The 17,510-nt window shown below is 60.6% G+C and carries 13 protein-coding genes; all 13 read left to right on the forward strand.

Features of this window, described 5'->3' with window-relative positions; all coding sequences use genetic code 11:
- Positions 1–60 precede the first annotated feature (60 nt).
- The 13 genes from bamA (at position 61) to eno (ending at position 17,489) form a co-directional block, all read left to right on the forward strand.
- Positions 61–2,451 carry an outer membrane protein assembly factor BamA gene (bamA, locus tag KCG88_RS14370; RefSeq protein WP_047284115.1) on the forward strand — a complete coding sequence of 797 codons (2,391 nt, stop codon included), beginning with the start codon at positions 61–63 and terminating at the stop codon, positions 2,449–2,451.
- A gap of 45 nt (positions 2,452–2,496) precedes the next feature.
- Positions 2,497–3,000: an OmpH family outer membrane protein gene (locus KCG88_RS14375; RefSeq protein ID WP_011059533.1), complete on the forward strand. Its 504-nt coding sequence runs from the start codon at positions 2,497–2,499 to the stop codon at positions 2,998–3,000.
- Between the two features lie 3 nt (positions 3,001–3,003).
- The gene (lpxD, locus tag KCG88_RS14380; RefSeq protein WP_047284116.1) at positions 3,004–4,059 is read left to right on the forward strand and encodes a UDP-3-O-(3-hydroxymyristoyl)glucosamine N-acyltransferase; all 1,056 of its coding nucleotides are present in this window, start codon (positions 3,004–3,006) and stop codon (positions 4,057–4,059) included.
- Between the two features lie 109 nt (positions 4,060–4,168).
- Positions 4,169–4,609, forward strand: coding sequence for a 3-hydroxyacyl-ACP dehydratase FabZ (gene fabZ / locus KCG88_RS14385; RefSeq protein ID WP_007924058.1), 441 nt, complete (start codon positions 4,169–4,171; stop codon positions 4,607–4,609).
- Positions 4,606–5,382 (forward strand): acyl-ACP--UDP-N-acetylglucosamine O-acyltransferase, encoded by a 777-nt coding sequence (lpxA, locus tag KCG88_RS14390; RefSeq protein ID WP_011059535.1) that lies wholly within the window; start codon positions 4,606–4,608, stop codon positions 5,380–5,382. Before fabZ ends, lpxA begins: the two co-directional genes overlap by 4 nt.
- Positions 5,382–6,509 carry a lipid-A-disaccharide synthase gene (lpxB, locus tag KCG88_RS14395; RefSeq protein WP_199521936.1) on the forward strand — a complete coding sequence of 376 codons (1,128 nt, stop codon included), beginning with the start codon at positions 5,382–5,384 and terminating at the stop codon, positions 6,507–6,509. The genes lpxA and lpxB overlap by 1 nt, the downstream gene beginning before the upstream one ends.
- A 17-nt stretch (positions 6,510–6,526) precedes the next feature.
- Complete coding sequence (rnhB, locus tag KCG88_RS14400) at positions 6,527–7,159, forward strand: ribonuclease HII (RefSeq protein WP_080774169.1); 633 nt, start codon at positions 6,527–6,529, stop codon at positions 7,157–7,159.
- 69 nt (positions 7,160–7,228) lie between these two features.
- Positions 7,229–10,750, forward strand: a complete 3,522-nt coding sequence (gene dnaE, locus KCG88_RS14405; RefSeq protein WP_047284119.1) for a DNA polymerase III subunit alpha — start codon at positions 7,229–7,231, stop codon at positions 10,748–10,750.
- 139 nt (positions 10,751–10,889) lie between these two features.
- The gene (locus KCG88_RS14410) at positions 10,890–11,837 is read left to right on the forward strand and encodes an acetyl-CoA carboxylase carboxyltransferase subunit alpha (protein WP_016964689.1); all 948 of its coding nucleotides are present in this window, start codon (positions 10,890–10,892) and stop codon (positions 11,835–11,837) included.
- Positions 11,838–11,970: 133 nt separating this feature from the next.
- Positions 11,971–13,287: a tRNA lysidine(34) synthetase TilS gene (gene tilS / locus KCG88_RS14415; RefSeq protein WP_047284120.1), complete on the forward strand. Its 1,317-nt coding sequence runs from the start codon at positions 11,971–11,973 to the stop codon at positions 13,285–13,287.
- A gap of 274 nt (positions 13,288–13,561) precedes the next feature.
- The gene (locus KCG88_RS14420) at positions 13,562–15,193 is read left to right on the forward strand and encodes a CTP synthase (protein WP_047284121.1); all 1,632 of its coding nucleotides are present in this window, start codon (positions 13,562–13,564) and stop codon (positions 15,191–15,193) included.
- A gap of 5 nt (positions 15,194–15,198) precedes the next feature.
- Positions 15,199–16,044 (forward strand): 3-deoxy-8-phosphooctulonate synthase, encoded by an 846-nt coding sequence (gene kdsA / locus KCG88_RS14425; protein WP_047335857.1) that lies wholly within the window; start codon positions 15,199–15,201, stop codon positions 16,042–16,044.
- Positions 16,045–16,199: 155 nt separating this feature from the next.
- On the forward strand, positions 16,200–17,489 hold the full coding sequence (eno, locus tag KCG88_RS14430; protein ID WP_011059543.1) for a phosphopyruvate hydratase: 1,290 nt from the start codon (positions 16,200–16,202) through the stop codon (positions 17,487–17,489).
- Positions 17,490–17,510 lie beyond the last annotated feature (21 nt).

A 17,510-nucleotide genomic window follows, 5' to 3' on the forward strand; every position in this document is an offset into this window, starting at 1 on the left:
GCGAATCTGCCGCATTTTGCGGCAGTTTGTTTATTGCCAGTTGGAATAAGAAAGGACTTCATGAAACGTCTGCTGCTAACTGCGGTTCTCACCGTATTGATGATCGCCGAAGTTCACGCCGAGTCCTTCACTATCTCCGATATCCGCGTCAACGGCCTCCAGCGCGTTTCCGCGGGTAGCGTCTTTGGTGCCTTGCCGTTGAACGTCGGCGAGCAGGCGGACGACCGTCGCCTGGTGGAATCCACTCGTGCGCTGTTCAAAACCGGTTTCTTTCAAGACATCCAGCTGGGCCGCGATGGCAACGTCCTGGTCATCACGGTAGTCGAACGTCCGTCGGTTGCCAGTATCGAGATCGAAGGCAACAAGGCGATCTCTACTGAAGACCTGATGAAAGGGCTCAAGCAGTCCGGTCTGGCGGAAGGTGAAATCTTCCAGCGCGCGACCCTCGAAGGCGTGCGCAACGAGCTGCAGCGTCAATATGTCGCTCAGGGTCGTTACTCGGCCAGCGTTGAAACCGAAGTCGTGCCGCAGCCACGTAACCGGGTTGGCCTGAAGGTCAAGATCAACGAAGGCACAGTCGCAGCCATCCAGCACATCAACGTGGTAGGCAACACCGTCTTCCCCGATGAAGACCTGATCGGCCTGTTCGAACTCAAGACCACCAACTGGCTGTCGTTCTTCAAGAACGACGACAAGTACGCCCGTGAAAAACTCTCCGGTGACCTGGAGCGCCTGCGTTCCTACTACCTGGACCGCGGCTATATCAACATGGATATCGCCTCGACCCAGGTGTCCATCACCCCGGACAAGAAGCATGTCTACATCACCGTCAACATCAACGAAGGCGAGAAGTACAGCGTTCGTGACGTGAAGCTCAGCGGTGACCTGAAAGTCCCTGAAGACCAGGTCAAGGCGCTGCTGCTGGTGGAAAAAGGCCAGGTGTTCTCGCGCAAGCTGATGACCACCACTTCCGAACTCATCACTCGCCGCCTGGGCAACGAGGGTTATACCTTCGCCAACGTCAACGGCGTGCCTCAGCCTCACGATGAAGACCACACCGTGGACATCACCTTTGTGGTGGACCCGGGCAAGCGTGCCTATGTCAACCGCATCAACTTCCGTGGCAACACCAAGTCCGAGGACGAAGTGCTGCGTCGCGAGATGCGTCAGATGGAAGGCGGCTGGGCTTCGACCTACCTGATCGACCAGTCCAAGACTCGTCTTGAGCGCCTGGGCTTCTTCAAGGAAGTCAACGTCGAGACCCCGGCCGTGCCGGGTGTGGATGACCAGGTTGACGTGAACTACGCGGTTGAAGAACAAGCATCCGGTTCGATCACCGCCAGCGTCGGCTTCGCCCAGAGCGCGGGTCTGATCCTCGGTGGTTCGATCACCCAGAACAACTTCCTGGGTACCGGTAACAAGGTCAGCATCGGCCTGACCCGCAGCGAATACCAGAGCCGCTACAACTTCGGCTACGTAGACCCCTACTGGACCGCCGATGGCGTGAGCCTGGGCTACAACGCCTTCTATCGCACCACTGACTACAAAGACCTCGACGTCGACGTGGCCAGCTATGCGGTGGACAGCCTGGGTGCCGGCGTCAGCGTGGGCTACCCGATCAGCGAGACTTCGCGTCTGACCTTCGGCCTGACTGCGCAGCAGGACAAGATCAAGACCGGCCTGTACACCGTCGACGAAATCTTCGACTTCGTGAACAAGCAGGGCGACAGCTACCTGAACTTCAAGGCCTCGGCCGGCTGGTCCGAATCGACCCTGAACAAAGGCGTATTGGCGACCCGTGGTCATTCGCAAAGCCTGGTGCTGGAAACCACTACCCCGGGCAGCGACCTGTCGTTCTTCAAACTCGACTACCGTGGCCAGTTGTTCACGCCGTTGAGTGAGAACTACACCATGCGCTTCCATACCGAGCTGGGTTATGGCGACGGCTTTGGTGATACCAAGGGCTTGCCGTTCTACGAGAACTACTATGCTGGTGGCTTCAACTCGGTACGTGGCTTCAAGGACAGCACTCTGGGCCCACGCAGTACTCCTAGTCGTGGCGTTGGTGTAACCGGTAACGTCGGTACGGCTGCCGACCCGGACCAGGATCCACTGCCATTCGGCGGTAACGTATTGATCCAGGGTGGTGCCGAGTTGCTGTTCCCGCTGCCTTTCGTCAAGGATCAGCGCTCGCTGCGTACTTCCTTGTTCTGGGATGTGGGTAACGTCTTCAACTCTCGCTGTGAAAGCACGTCCAACACCATTGCGGCGTCGAACGTGAAAACGCAGTGCAACGATATCAGCCTGAGCAATCTGGCCAGTTCGGTTGGTGTCGGTGTGACTTGGGTCACCGCTCTGGGCCCGTTGAGCTTTGCCCTGGCAATGCCAGTGAAGAAACCGGATAACGCTGAAACCCAGGTGTTCCAATTCTCTCTCGGTCAGACTTTCTAACAGCCTGATCCAAGATAACGACAATGGATTTTGTAGGAGTGCATCGTGCGTAAGTTGACTCAATTGGTTCTCCTGGCCACCGTTCTGGTCGCGAGCCCGGCGTTTGCCGAAATGAAAATCGCCGTCCTGAACTATCAGATGGCCCTGCTGGAATCCGACGCGGCCAAGAAGTACGCCGTGGATGCCGAGAAAAAGTTCGGCCCTCAGTTGACCAAGCTGAAGACTCTGGAAAGCAGCGCCAAAGGCATCCAGGATCGACTGGTTGCCGGTGGCGACAAGATGCAGCAGGGCGAGCGTGAACGCCTGGAGCTCGAGTTCAAGCAAAAGGCCCGTGACTTCCAGTTCCAGTCCAAGGAGCTGAACGAAGCCAAGGCCGTTGCCGACCGCGAAATGCTCAAGCAACTGAAGCCGAAGCTGGACAGCGCTGTGGAAGAAGTCATCAAGAAAGGCGGTTTCGACCTGGTCTTCGAGCGTGGCGCAGTGATTGATGTCAAACCTCAGTACGACATCACTCGCCAGGTTATCGAGCGTATGAATCAGCTGAAGTAAGCCATGACTGCGATCATAAAACTCGGCCAGTTGGCCGAGTTCCTCGGCGCCACCTTGAGTGGCGACGCGGAGAAGGAAATCACTGGGCTAGCCACCTTGCAGGAGGCTGGCCCATCTCAGTTGAGCTTTTTGGCAAATCCCCAGTACCGCAAGTACCTGGTGGACTGCCAGGCCGGCGCGGTGCTGTTGAAGGCCGCGGATGCCGAAACTTATGCCGGTGACGCACTGGTCGTGGCCGATCCCTACCTGGCCTATGCGCGCATTTCCCATTTGTTCGATCCCAAGCCAAAGGCACAGGCAGGTATTCATCCTTCTGCGGTGATTGCCGCTGATGCGCAGGTAGATCCTGCGGCCAGCATTGGCCCCTTTGCCGTGATCGAGAGCGGTGCGCGGATTGCTGCCGGTGTGACCATTGGCGCTCACTGCTTTATCGGCGCCCGCTGCGAAATCGGCGAAGGTGGCTGGTTGGCACCACGGGTGACCCTGTATCACGACGTGCGTATCGGCAAGCGTGTGGTCATTCAGTCGGGGGCTGTGCTGGGGGGTGAAGGTTTTGGTTTTGCCAATGAAAAAGGCGTCTGGCAGAAAATCGCCCAGATTGGCGGCGTGACCATCGGTGACGATGTAGAAATCGGCGTCAACACGGCGATCGATCGCGGTGCCCTGGCCGATACCGTCATTGGCAATGGCGTGAAGCTGGACAACCAGATCCAGATCGCCCACAACGTCCAGGTTGGTGATCACACCGCCATGGCTGCTTGTGTGGGGATCTCCGGCAGTACCAAGATCGGCAAGCACTGTATGCTCGCCGGTGGCGTTGGCCTGGTTGGGCATATCGATATTTGCGACAACGTATTCCTCACCGGGATGACCATGGTGACCCACTCGATTACCGAGCCGGGGGCCTACTCTTCCGGTACGGCCATGCAGCCTGCTGCCGAGTGGCGCAAAAGCGCGGCACGCATCCGCCAGTTGGATGACCTTGCACGGCGCTTGCGTCAATTGGAAAAGCGCGTTGGGGACGTGACCCCCGACGGCAATGCTTCATCTGATGGCTGATACCATTTCCATATCAAGTGTGCACAGCCGCTAGACTGCCTCCTTGATTTGCTAGAGGAGCGTGCGTTAGTCGCGCGCTCCCACTCTTTACTACAGGCTTCCCCCCGAAATGATGGACATCAACGAGATTCGCGAATACTTGCCTCACCGTTACCCTTTCCTGTTGGTGGATCGGGTAGTGGACCTGGATGTTGAAGGCAAGTGCATTCGTGCCTACAAGAATGTCAGCATCAACGAACCGTTCTTCAATGGTCACTTTCCTGCGCACCCGATCATGCCGGGCGTGCTGATCATCGAGGCCATGGCTCAGGCTGCGGGCATTCTCGGTTTCAAGATGCTCGACGTGAAGCCCGCCGACGGCACCCTCTATTACTTCGTCGGTTCCGACAAGCTGCGCTTCCGCCAGCCGGTGCTGCCGGGTGACCAGTTGATCCTTGAAGCCAAGTTCATCAGCTGCAAGCGCCAGATCTGGAAGTTCGAATGCCAGGCTTCGGTCGACGGCAAGCCGGTGTGCTCTGCCGAGATCATCTGTGCGGAACGCAAACTATGAGTTTGATTGACCCTCGCGCAATCATCGATCCGACGGCCGTCCTGGCCGACGACGTTGAGGTTGGCCCGTGGTCGATCGTCGGCGCTGGTGTGGAAATCGGCGAGGGTACAGTGATCGGGCCCCATGTGATTCTCAAGGGCCCTACCCGGATCGGTAAGCACAACCGCATCTACCAGTTTTCGTCGGTAGGTGAGGACACGCCTGATCTGAAATACAAGGGCGAGGAAACCCGCCTGGTGATCGGTGACCACAACGTGATCCGCGAAGGCGTGACCATTCACCGTGGCACCGTCCAGGATCGTTCCGAAACCACTCTGGGTGATCACAACCTGGTCATGGCCTATGCCCACATCGGCCATGACAGCGTTATTGGCAACCACTGCATCCTGGTCAACAACACCGCCTTGGCCGGCCATGTGCATGTGGATGACTGGGCGATTCTCTCCGGTTTCACCCTGGTGCATCAGTATTGCCATATCGGCGCCCACAGCTTTTCCGGCATGGGCACCGCGATCGGCAAGGACGTGCCGGCATTCGTCACCGTATTCGGCAACCCCGCCGAAGCCCGCAGCATGAACTTCGAAGGCATGCGCCGCCGCGGCTTCAGCGAAGATGCGATCCACGCGCTGCGTCGTGCCTATAAGACGGTCTATCGCCAAGGGTTGACGGTTGATCAGGCCTTGGCCGAGCTGGCCGAGCCGGCTGCACAGTTCCCTGAAGTCGCAGTCTTTCGTGACTCGATCCAGTCCTCGACTCGCGGCATCACCCGTTAATCATGAGCACTCTGCGTATTGCGCTGGTGGCTGGCGAAGCCTCCGGCGACATTCTCGGCGCCGGTTTGATGCGAGCTCTCAAGGCTCAGCACCCGGCTGTCGAATTCATAGGGGTCGGTGGTCCGCTGATGGAGGCCGAAGGCCTTGTTTCCTACTTCCCCATGGAGCGCCTGGCGGTCATGGGGCTGGTAGAGGTGCTTGGGCGCCTGCGTGAGCTGCTGGCTCGACGCAAGAAGCTGATCCAGACCCTGATTGCTGAAAAACCGGATGTGTTCATCGGTATCGATGCCCCGGATTTCACCCTGAATATCGAACTCAAGCTGCGTCAGGCCGGGATCAAGACCGTGCACTACGTCAGTCCTTCGGTCTGGGCCTGGCGGCAGAAGCGGGTGCTGAAGATCCGCGAAGGCTGCGACCTGATGCTGACCCTGTTCCCCTTCGAAGCCCGCTTCTATGAAGAGAAGGGGGTACCGGTGAAGTTCGTCGGTCACTCTCTGGCCGATGCCATTCCGCTGGAGGCCGACCGGGCCGCTGCACGCGCGGAGCTGGGGTTGCCGGACGGGCCGTTGGTGGCCTTGATGCCCGGTAGTCGCGGTGGCGAAGTAGGGCGCCTGGGCGCCTTGTTCCTCGATGCCGCTCAGCGCCTGCGGGCCATGCGCCCCGGCGTGCGTTTCATCATGCCTTGCGCCAGCCCGGAGCGGCGGGTACAGCTGGAGCAGTTGCTGGCCAATCGTGATCTGCCACTGACGTTGCTCGATGGCCAGTCCCACAAGGCCCTGGCTGCTTGCGATGCGGTGTTGATCGCCTCCGGTACCGCGACCCTGGAAGCCTTGCTCTACAAGCGCCCGATGGTCGTGGCTTATCGCCTGGCGCCGCTGACCTTCTGGATTCTCAAGCGCATGGTCAAGAGCCCGTACATTTCCCTGCCGAACCTGCTGGCCCAGCGCCTCCTGGTGCCTGAGCTGCTGCAGGACGATGCCACGGCCGATGCCCTGGCCCAGACCTTGTCGCCGCTGATCGAAGGTGGCCAAGAGCAGACTCGCGGCTTTGACGAGATCCACCGAACCTTGCGTCGCGACGCATCCAACCAGGCCGCGCAAGCCGTGCTTGGGCTGATCGGCAAATGACTGTGAGTAACCCGAAAATGCAAATGGGCCTGGATTTCACCCTGGTGGCGGATGCCGAGGACCTGGTGGCCGGGGTCGATGAGGTCGGTCGTGGCCCTTTGTGTGGGGCAGTGGTCACCGCGGCAGTGATTCTTGACCCGAAGCGACCGATTCTCGGCCTCAACGATTCGAAGAAGCTCACCGAAGCCCGGCGCGAGAAGCTGTTCGACGAAATCTGCGAAAAAGCCCTGAGCTGGTGCATCGCTCGGGCTGAGGTCGAGGAAATCGACGAGCTGAACATCCTCCATGCCACCATGCTGGCCATGCAGCGCGCCGTGGAGGGGCTGAGTGTGACCCCGAAACTGGCGATGATCGATGGCAACCGTTGCCCGAAGCTGGCGATGCCGGCTGAAGCTGTAGTCAAGGGCGACAGCAAGGTTCCGGCGATTGCCGCGGCATCGATCCTGGCCAAGGTCAGCCGTGACCGCGAAATGGCCGCTTTCGAGCTGATCTACCCGGGTTATGGCATCGGTGGCCACAAGGGCTACCCGACCCCGGTGCATCTGGAAGCCCTGGCCCGCCTGGGGCCGACGCCGATTCACCGGCGCTCTTTCGCTCCGGTGCGGCAAGCCTACGAAGCCCGCGAGGCGCTGGGCGAGATTCAGTCCTGAGGCTGATGTTTTAGTCGAGGCCCGGTACAATCCGGGCCTTGTTGTTTTCGCGCTTATTACAGGATCACTATGCCGGCTTCATTCGTTCACCTGCGCCTGCACACTGAATATTCCCTGGTCGACGGTCTGGTGCGGATCAAGCCGCTGGTCAAGGCGCTGGCCGGCATGGGCATGCCGGCGGTGGCGGTCACCGACCAGAACAACATGTGTTCCCTGGTCAAGTTCTATAAAACCAGCATGGGCGCGGGGATCAAGCCGATCTGCGGCGCCGACCTGTGGCTGTCGAACAAGGACCCGGATAACCCCCTGAGCCGCATCAGCCTGCTGGTGATGAACGCCGTGGGTTACCGCAACCTGACCGAGCTGATTTCCCGCGGCTTCATCGATGGCCAGCGCAACGGCCAGATCATCATCGAGCGTGAGTGGGTGGCGGAGGCCGCGGAAGGCCTGATCATGCTCTCGGCGGCCAAGGAGGGCGAGATCGGCATGGCCCTCATCGCCGGCGATCTCGAGGTTGCCGAGACCCTGGCCCGGGAGTGGATGGCGGTATTCCCCGAGCGCTTCTACCTGGAAGTACAGCGTACCAACCGCCCCAACGACGAAGAGCAATTGCACGCCGCGGTGGCCCTGGCCGACAAGATCGGCGCGCCGCTGGTGGCCACCAACGATGTGCGTTTCATCAAGCAGGAAGACTTCGAAGCCCACGAAACCCGGGTTTGCATCGGTGAAGGCCGGGCCCTGGACGATCCGCGGCGCTCAAAGAACTACAGCGATCAGCAGTACCTGAAAAGTGCCGAGGAAATGGCCGAGCTGTTCAGCGACCTGCCTGAGGCCTTGGAAAACACTGTCGAAATCGCCAAGCGCTGCAACATCGAGGTCAAGCTGGGCAAGCACTTCTTGCCTGACTACCCGATTCCCGATGGCATGACCATCGATGAGTACTTCCGCAAGGTTTCCTTCGACGGCCTGGAAGAGCGCCTCAGCGTGCTGCTGCCCAAGGACACCACCGAGGACTACGAGGCCAAGCGTCAGGTCTACGTCGACCGGTTGAATTTCGAACTGGATATCATCATCCAGATGGGCTTCCCCGGTTACTTCCTGATCGTTATGGACTTTATCCAGTGGGCCAAGAACAACGGCGTACCGGTAGGCCCGGGCCGGGGGTCGGGTGCCGGTTCCCTGGTGGCCTATGTGCAGAAGATCACCGACCTCGACCCGCTGGAATACGACCTGCTGTTCGAACGTTTCCTTAACCCGGAACGGGTCTCCATGCCCGACTTCGACGTCGACTTCTGCATGGACGGCCGCGACCGGGTGATCGACTACGTGGCCGAGAAATACGGCCGCAACGCGGTGAGCCAGATCATCACCTTCGGTTCCATGGCGGCCAAGGCGGTGGTGCGTGACGTGGCGCGGGTCCAGGGCAAGTCTTACGGCCTGGCCGACCGTCTGTCGAAGATGATCCCCTTCGAAGTCGGCATGACCCTGGAAAAAGCCTACGAGCAGGAGGAGATCCTGCGGGACTTCATCAAGGTCGATGAAGAGGCGGCGGAAATCTGGGAGATGGCGCGCAAGCTCGAGGGCGTGGTGCGTAACGTCGGCAAGCACGCCGGGGGCGTGGTGATTGCGCCGACCAAGCTTACCGACTTCTCGCCGATCTACTGCGACGAAGAAGGCGGCGGCCTGGTGACCCAGTTCGACAAGGATGACGTCGAGGCGGCCGGCCTGGTGAAGTTCGACTTCCTCGGTCTGCGGACCCTGACCATCATCGACTGGGCGCTGAAAACCATCAACCGCGACCGCGCCAAGGTCGGCGAGGAACCGCTGGATATCGCCTTTATCCCGCTGGACGACAAGCCGACCTACAGCCTGTTGCAGAAAGCTGAAACCACCGCGGTGTTCCAGCTTGAATCCCGGGGCATGAAGGAGCTGATCAAGAAGCTCAAGCCCGACTGCCTGGAAGACCTGATCGCACTGGTGGCCTTGTTCCGTCCGGGGCCGCTGCAATCGGGCATGGTGGATGACTTCATCAACCGCAAGCACGGCCGCGCCGAGCTGGCCTACCCGCACCCGGACTATCAGTACGACGGCCTGCAGCCAGTACTGGCGCCGACCTACGGCATCATCCTGTACCAGGAACAGGTGATGCAGATCGCCCAGGTCATGGCCGGCTACACCCTGGGCGGTGCGGACATGCTGCGTCGAGCCATGGGTAAGAAAAAGCCCGAGGAGATGGCCAAGCAGCGGGGCGGCTTCATTGAAGGTTGCGCCAGCAACAACATCGATGCGGACCTGGCGGGCAACATCTTCGACCTGGTGGAAAAGTTCGCCGGCTACGGCTTCAACAAATCCCACTCCGCCGCCTACGGCCTGGTGTCGTACCAGACCGCCTGGCTCAAGGCGCACTACCCGGCGCCGTTCATGGCGGCGGTACTCTCCGCGGATATGCACAACACCGACAAGGTCGTGACCTTGATCGAGGAAGTGCGGATCATGAAGCTGCGCCTCGACGCGCCGGACGTGAACACCTCCGAGTTCAAGTTCACGGTGAACGACGAAGGTCGCATCGTCTATGGCCTGGGGGCGATCAAGGGCGTCGGCGAGGGGCCGGTGGAAGCCATCACCGAAGCCCGCGAGGCAGGGCCTTTCAAGGATCTGTTCGATTTCTGCGCCAGGGTCGACCTCAAGCGCATCAACAAGCGGACCCTGGACGGCTTGATTCGAAGCGGCGCCCTGGACCGCCTGGGGCCGCACTTCTTCGATGAGCCCAAGGCCTACCAGGCCAATATCGACCAGAACCGCGCCGTGCTGCTGGCGGCCATGGAAGAGGCGATCAAGGCCGCGGAGCAGACCGCTCGTACCCACGACAGTGGTCACGCCGACCTGTTCGGCGGGGTCTTCGTCGATGAGGATGCGGATGTCTACGCCAACCATCGCAAGGCCAAGGAACTGACCCTCAAGGAACGCCTGAAAGGCGAGAAAGATACCCTGGGGCTGTACCTGACCGGGCACCCGATCGACGAGTATGAAGGCGAGATCCGTCGTTTCGCCCGCCAGCGCATCATCGACCTGAAGCCGGCCCGGGATACCCAGACCGTGGCCGGCATGATCATCGCCCTGCGGGTGATGAAGAACAAAAAAGGCGACAAGATGGGCTTCATCACCCTCGACGACCGCTCGGGGCGGATTGAGGCCTCGCTGTTTGCCGATGCGTTCCACTCGGCGCAGTCACTGCTGCAGACCGACGCCATGGTGGTGGTGGAGGGCGAGGTCAGCAACGACGACTTCTCCGGCGGCCTGCGCCTGCGGGTCAAGCGGGTGATGAGCATGGAGGATGCGCGGACCAACCTGGCGGAAAGCCTGCGCCTGAAAGTCCACAGCGATGCCCTGAAGGGCGATCAGCTACGCTGGCTGGGTGATCTGTTCAAGCGTCACCGCGGCGCATGCCCGATCACCATGGAGTACACCCGGGATGACGCCAAGGCCCTGCTGCAGTTTGGCGAGAACTGGCGGATCGATCCGGCGGACAGCTTGATTCAAGCCCTGCGTGACCAGTTCGGGCGAGACAACGTCTTCCTCCAATACCGTTGACGGTGAGGTGCCATCATTGCGCCTCATCGTCACTTGAATTTTTAATCTCGACCTCAACGCGTCCGTCCCTTAAGGTAGGGCGCGAATAGACAACCGGCCGGCCCAAGCTCCCTTGGACGTCGAGCCCAGACGGACGCCTATGAACCCGAATTTTCTTGATTTCGAACAGCCGATCGCCGACCTGCAAGCCAAGATCGAAGAGTTGCGCTTGGTCGGTAATGACAATTCGCTGAATATCGGCGATGAGATTTCCCGCCTGCAGGACAAGAGCAACACCCTGACCGAGGACATCTTCGGCAAGCTCACCAGCTGGCAGATCGCACGTCTGGCGCGGCACCCGCGTCGCCCGTACACCCTGGACTACATCCAGCACATCTTCACCGAGTTCGACGAGCTGCATGGCGATCGCCATTTCTCCGACGATGCGGCCATCGTGGGTGGCGTTGCTCGCCTGGACGAGCAGCCGGTGATGATCATCGGGCACCAGAAAGGCCGTGAAGTACGGGAGAAGGTCCGCCGCAACTTCGGCATGCCGCGTCCGGAAGGCTACCGCAAGGCCTGCCGCCTGATGGAAATGGCCGAACGCTTCAAGATGCCGATCCTGACCTTCATCGACACGCCGGGCGCCTACCCGGGCATCGACGCTGAAGAGCGCAACCAGAGCGAAGCCATTGCCTGGAACCTGCGGGTCATGGCGCGCCTGAAGACCCCGATCATCGCCACCGTGATTGGCGAGGGTGGTTCCGGCGGTGCCTTGGCTATTGGCGTTTGCGACCAACTGAACATGCTGCAGTACTCCACCTACGCGGTGATTTCGCCGGAAGGCTGCGCCTCGATCCTGTGGAAAACCTCGGAAAAGGCTGCCGATGCCGCCGAAGCCATGGGCATTACCGCCGAGCGTCTGAAAGGCCTGGGCATTGTCGACAAAGTCATCAGCGAGCCGTTGGGCGGCGCCCATCGTGATCCGGCCGCTGCGGCAGCCTCGATCCGTGCCGAACTGAGCTCGCAACTGGCAATGCTCAAGGAAATGGATAACGACACCCTGCTGGCCCGTCGTTATGACCGCCTGATGAGCTACGGTCTCTGATCGAGCACTGCCTCCTCTTGTAGCGGCACGCTCGTTCGCGACCCAGGCGCCGCCATCGATTCGATGGCGGCGTTGCTGTTTATACGGGCAAGCAGCATGCCACCTGGCCGCTCCTACAGGTCTTGAACACCTCATGAACGCTCTCGCCGCCAAACTGCTGCACAGCCTAGCGCCCTGGCGCGACTCCAGGCGTTGGCGCGTGGCGTTCTCCGGTGGTCTGGATTCCACCGTCCTCTTGCATCTGCTCGCCGATCTGGCGCAACACCATCGCTTTCCTCCACTTTCGGCCGTGCATATCCATCATGGGCTTCAGGCTGCGGCCGACGCCTGGCCGGAGCATTGTCAGGCGTTCTGCGATGCGCTGGGGGTGCCGCTGCAGGTGCTTCGCGTCCAGGTGCCAGCCGGTGCCAGCCTGGAGCGCGCCGCCCGCGAGGCACGCTATGGCGCTTTCGCGCGGCTCACGGCGAGCAGTGAAGTGCTGCTGACGGCGCAGCATCGTGACGACCAGGCGGAAACGCTGCTGTTTCGCCTGCTGCGCGGTGCCGGAGTCAGGGGCTTGTCGGCAATGCCGTCAGCGCGGCCGCTGGGCGACGGGCACCTGCTGCGACCCTTGCTTGATGTGTCACGTGCCGACCTGCAGTGCTACGCCGCGGAGCATCAGTTGAGCTGGGTCGAAGACCCATCCAACGCCGATCATCAGTATTCGCGCAATTACCTGCGCCACCAGGTCATGCCGGCGATTACCGCGCGCTGGCCCCAGGCGGCACTCAGCATGAGCCGCAGCGCCGCGCACTTGAATGAAGCCCAGGGCCTGCTCGATGAGCTGGCGATCATGGACCTGGAGGCAGCCCGGGGGGCTAGTGTCTGGCCCTGGCTGGATCTGCCCTCACTGGCCCTGGCACCTTTGCAGTCTTTGTCCGGCGCGCGTCAGCGCAATGCCTTGAGCCATTGGTTGAGCCGGTTTGGCCGTTTGCCGGATACCGATCACTGGCGTGGCTGGGACAGCCTGCGAGATGCGGGTGCCGAAGGACGACCGGTGTGGCGTTTGGCCGATGGCGAGTTGCATCGTGCGGCAGGGCGAATCTGGTGGCTGTCCGGCAGTTGGCTGCAACCGGTCGACGGACGGTTGCAGTGGCTCGATCCGCAAAAGCCCTTGCATCTGCCGGGCAACGGTCAGGTGTCGTTCCTTGGGCCAGTGCCGACCGGGTCGCTGCATATCCGCTATCGCCGGGGTGGCGAGATCATGCACCTGGACGGGCGCGGCCATCGGGACTTGAAACGCTTGCTCAATGAAAATGGGTTGCCGGGTTTCGTCCGTGGCAGATTGCCGCTGCTGTATCAGGATGACCGCTTGCTCGCGGTGGCGAACCTGCCGGCACTTGCGACAAACCCCCAGGCCGGCTGGACATTGCAATGGCTGCCACCAACCAGCGATCAAGGTTTGAGCTGAAAGGGGCTTTCCGGTAGACTACGCTCCCTTCTTGATACAACTTCTGTGGATTCGCCTGAATTGCAGGAGTTGCCGATTACCAAGCAGTCTTTGCTGGGCGATTCCAAAAAATGTGTAGCGAGCAACCTACCGGTGTTTTTGCATCCGGTCTGTCACCACGCGGCGGTTTTTTTGAAAGGTGCACTGTGATTAATGCAGGTGATCGGGGGCTTCGGCCTTCCTTCGCTTTCCCCGGCGGCACTGACCGCTTTAACGCAGACTTCTAGGGTTTTTCATGACGCGCTACATATTCGTCACGGGCGGTGTTGTTTCTTCATTGGGGAAAGGCATTGCCTCGGCTTCATTGGCGGCCATCCTGGAGGCGCGGGGGCTTAAGGTCACCATGCTCAAGCTGGACCCGTACATCAACGTCGACCCGGGCACCATGAGCCCGTTCCAGCACGGTGAAGTGTTCGTCACCCACGACGGCGCCGAGACCGACCTGGACCTGGGCCACTACGAGCGGTTCATCCGCACGACCATGACCCAGAACAACAACTTCACCACTGGCCGTGTCTACGAGCACGTACTGCGCAAGGAGCGCCGTGGTGATTACCTGGGCGCCACTATCCAGGTGATTCCGCACATCACCGACGAGATCAAGCGTCGCATCATCAAGGGCGCCGGCGATGCCGACGTGGCCCTGGTGGAAATCGGCGGTACCGTGGGTGACATCGAGTCGCAACCGTTCCTCGAAGCCATCCGTCAACTGCGTGTGGAAGTCGGTTCCAAGCGCGCGATGCTGATGCACCTGACCCTGGTTCCGTACATCGCCACCGCTGGCGAGACCAAGACCAAGCCGACCCAGCACTCGGTAAAAGAGCTGCGCTCGATCGGCCTGCAGCCGGACGTGCTGATCTGCCGCTCCGACCATCCGGTGGATGTGTCCTCGCGCCGCAAGATCGCGCTGTTCACCAACGTTGAAGAGCGTGCGGTGATTTCCCTGGAAGACGTCGACACCATCTACAAGATCCCGGCCGTGCTGCATGCCCAGGGCCTGGACGATTTCGTCGTCGAGCGTTTCGGCCTGCAATGCAACGGTGCTGATCTGTCCGAGTGGGAAAAGGTGGTGGACGCCAAGCTCAACCCAGAGCACGAAGTCACCATCGCCATGGTCGGCAAGTACATGGAGCTGCTGGACGCCTACAAGTCGCTGATCGAAGCGATGAGTCACGCCGGCATCACCAACCGCACCAAGGTCAACCTGCGCTACATCGATTCCGAAGACATCGAGAACCAGGGCACCGCGCTGCTCGAAGGCGTCGACGCGATCCTGGTTCCAGGCGGTTTCGGCCTGCGTGGCGTGGAAGGCAAGATCACCGCGGTGCAATACGCTCGCGAGAACAAGGTGCCCTACCTGGGTATCTGCCTGGGCATGCAAGTGGCGGTCATCGAGTTCGCCCGTAACGTCATGGGCTGGAAAGACGCCAACTCCACCGAGTTCGATCGCGCCAGTGGCCACCCGGTCGTCGGCCTGATCACCGAGTGGGAAGACGCCACCGGTGCCGTTGAGGTCCGTAACGAAGCTTCCGACCTGGGCGGCACCATGCGTCTGGGCGCTCAGGAATGCTTGCTGGAAGCGGGCTCCAAGGTTCACGACTGCTACGCCAAGGACGTGATCATCGAGCGTCACCGTCACCGTTACGAAGTGAACAACAAGCTGCTGCCGCAACTGATCGAGGCTGGCCTGAAGATCTCCGGTCGCTCGGGTGACGGCGCGCTGGTTGAAGTGGTCGAGGCCCAGGATCATCCATGGTTCGTCGCTTGCCAGTTCCACCCCGAGTTCACCTCGACTCCCCGTGACGGTCACCCACTGTTCAGCGGTTTCGTCAAAGCAGCATTGGCTCAACACCAGAAGAAGGCGTGACCCTGATGGCGCAGAAGATCATCCGCGTAGGCAGCATCGAGATCGCCAACGACAAGCCGATGGTACTGTTCGGCGGCATGAACGTGCTGGAAAGCCGCGACATGGCGATGCAGGTCTGTGAAGAATACGTGCGGGTCACCGAGAAGCTCGGTATCCCCTACGTGTTCAAGGCCAGTTTCGACAAGGCCAACCGTTCGTCGGTGACCTCCTACCGTGGCCCGGGCCTGGAAGAAGGCATGCGGATTTTCGAAGACGTGAAGCAGGCCTTTGGCGTGCCGATCATCACCGACGTCCACGAGCCGGCCCAGGCTGCCGTGGTCGCCGAAGTCTGCGACATCATCCAGCTGCCGGCCTTCCTTTCACGGCAGACCGACCTGGTGGTGGCCATGGCCAAGACCGGCGCGGTGATCAACATCAAGAAGGCCCAGTTCCTCGCCCCCCAGGAAATGAAACACATCCTGAGCAAGTGCGAAGAGGCGGGCAACGATCAGTTGATCCTCTGCGAGCGTGGTTCCAGCTTCGGCTACAACAACCTGGTGGTGGACATGCTCGGCTTCGGCATCATGAAGCAGTTCGAATACCCGGTGTTCTTCGATGTGACCCACGCCCTGCAGATGCCGGGTGGTCGCGCCGACTCCGCTGGCGGTCGCCGGGCCCAGGTCACCGACCTGGCCAAGGCCGGCATGAGCCAGTCTCTTGCCGGGCTGTTCCTCGAAGCCCATCCGGATCCGGACAACGCCAAGTGCGACGGTCCTTGCGCCTTGCGCCTGGACAAGCTCGAGCCGTTCCTGGCCCAGCTCAAGGCCCTGGACGAGCTGGTCAAGAGTTTTCCGACGGTAGAAACCGCGTAAAACCGATTTCTCCGGTAAAGTACCGCACGATTATTGCTCAGGCCCCCCGGCCTGAGCCTTCTCGTCTGCAAGACTGCCCGCTTTCCCCGCCTTGCCGACGGTAAAAGATTTCCTACAGCTGCGTCGTTTTCGTCAACTTTGGAGTGTTTACAACAATGGCAAAAATCGTCGACATCAAAGGTCGTGAAGTTCTCGACTCCCGTGGCAACCCCACTGTCGAAGCGGACGTGCTTCTCGACAACGGCATCATCGGCAGTGCATGCGCGCCGTCCGGTGCTTCCACCGGCTCGCGCGAAGCGCTGGAGCTGCGTGATGGCGACAAGAGCCGTTACCTGGGCAAGGGCGTGCTCAAGGCAGTAGCCAACATCAACGGTCCGATCCGCGACCTGCTGCTGGGTAAGGACCCGATCGATCAGAAGGCCCTGGATCAGGCCATGATCAAGCTCGACGGTACCGAGAATAAGGCCACCCTGGGCGCCAACGCGATCCTTGCCGTGTCCCTGGCTGCTGCCAAGGCCGCCGCTCAGGACCAGGACCTGCCGCTGTACGCCCACATCGCCAACCTCAATGGCACTCCGGGCGTCTACTCGATGCCGGTACCGATGATGAACATCATCAACGGTGGCGAGCACGCCGATAACAACGTCGACATCCAGGAGTTCATGGTGCAGCCGGTTGGCGCCAAGTCCTTCTCGGAAGGCCTGCGCATGGGCACCGAAATCTTCCATCACCTCAAAGCCGTGCTGAAGGCCCGTGGCCTGAACACCGCAGTGGGTGACGAAGGCGGTTTCGCACCGAACCTGGCTTCCAACGAAGACGCTCTGAAAGTGATCTCCGAAGCCGTGGCCAACGCCGGTTACACCCTGGGCACCGACGTGACCCTGGCCCTGGACTGCGCTGCCAGCGAGTTCTATGAAGATGGCAAGTACAACCTGTCCGGCGAAGGCCAGGTGTTCACCGCCGAAGGTTTCGCCGAGTACCTCAAAGGCCTGACTCAGCGCTACCCGATCATCTCCATCGAAGACGGCCTGGACGAGTCCGACTGGGCCGGCTGGAAAATCCTTACCGACAAGATCGGCGAGAAGGTTCAACTAGTCGGCGACGACCTGTTCGTGACCAACACCAAGATCCTGAAAGAAGGCATCGACAAGAAGATCGCCAACTCGATCCTGATCAAGTTCAACCAGATCGGCACCCTGACCGAAACCCTGGAAGCCATCCAGATGGCCAAGGCTGCCGGCTACACTGCGGTGATCTCCCACCGTTCCGGTGAAACCGAAGATTCGACCATCGCCGACCTGGCCGTGGGTACCTCGGCTGGCCAGATCAAGACCGGCTCCCTGTGCCGTTCCGACCGCGTTTCCAAGTACAACCAATTGCTGCGTATCGAAGAGCAATTGAACGGCAAGGCCAAGTACAACGGTCGTGGTGAGTTTCGCGGCTAAGCAGTAGATGGTAAAAAGACA

The sequence above is a fragment of the Pseudomonas sp. MWU349 genome (assembly GCF_017947325.1).
Lineage (GTDB): Bacteria > Pseudomonadota > Gammaproteobacteria > Pseudomonadales > Pseudomonadaceae > Aquipseudomonas > Aquipseudomonas protegens.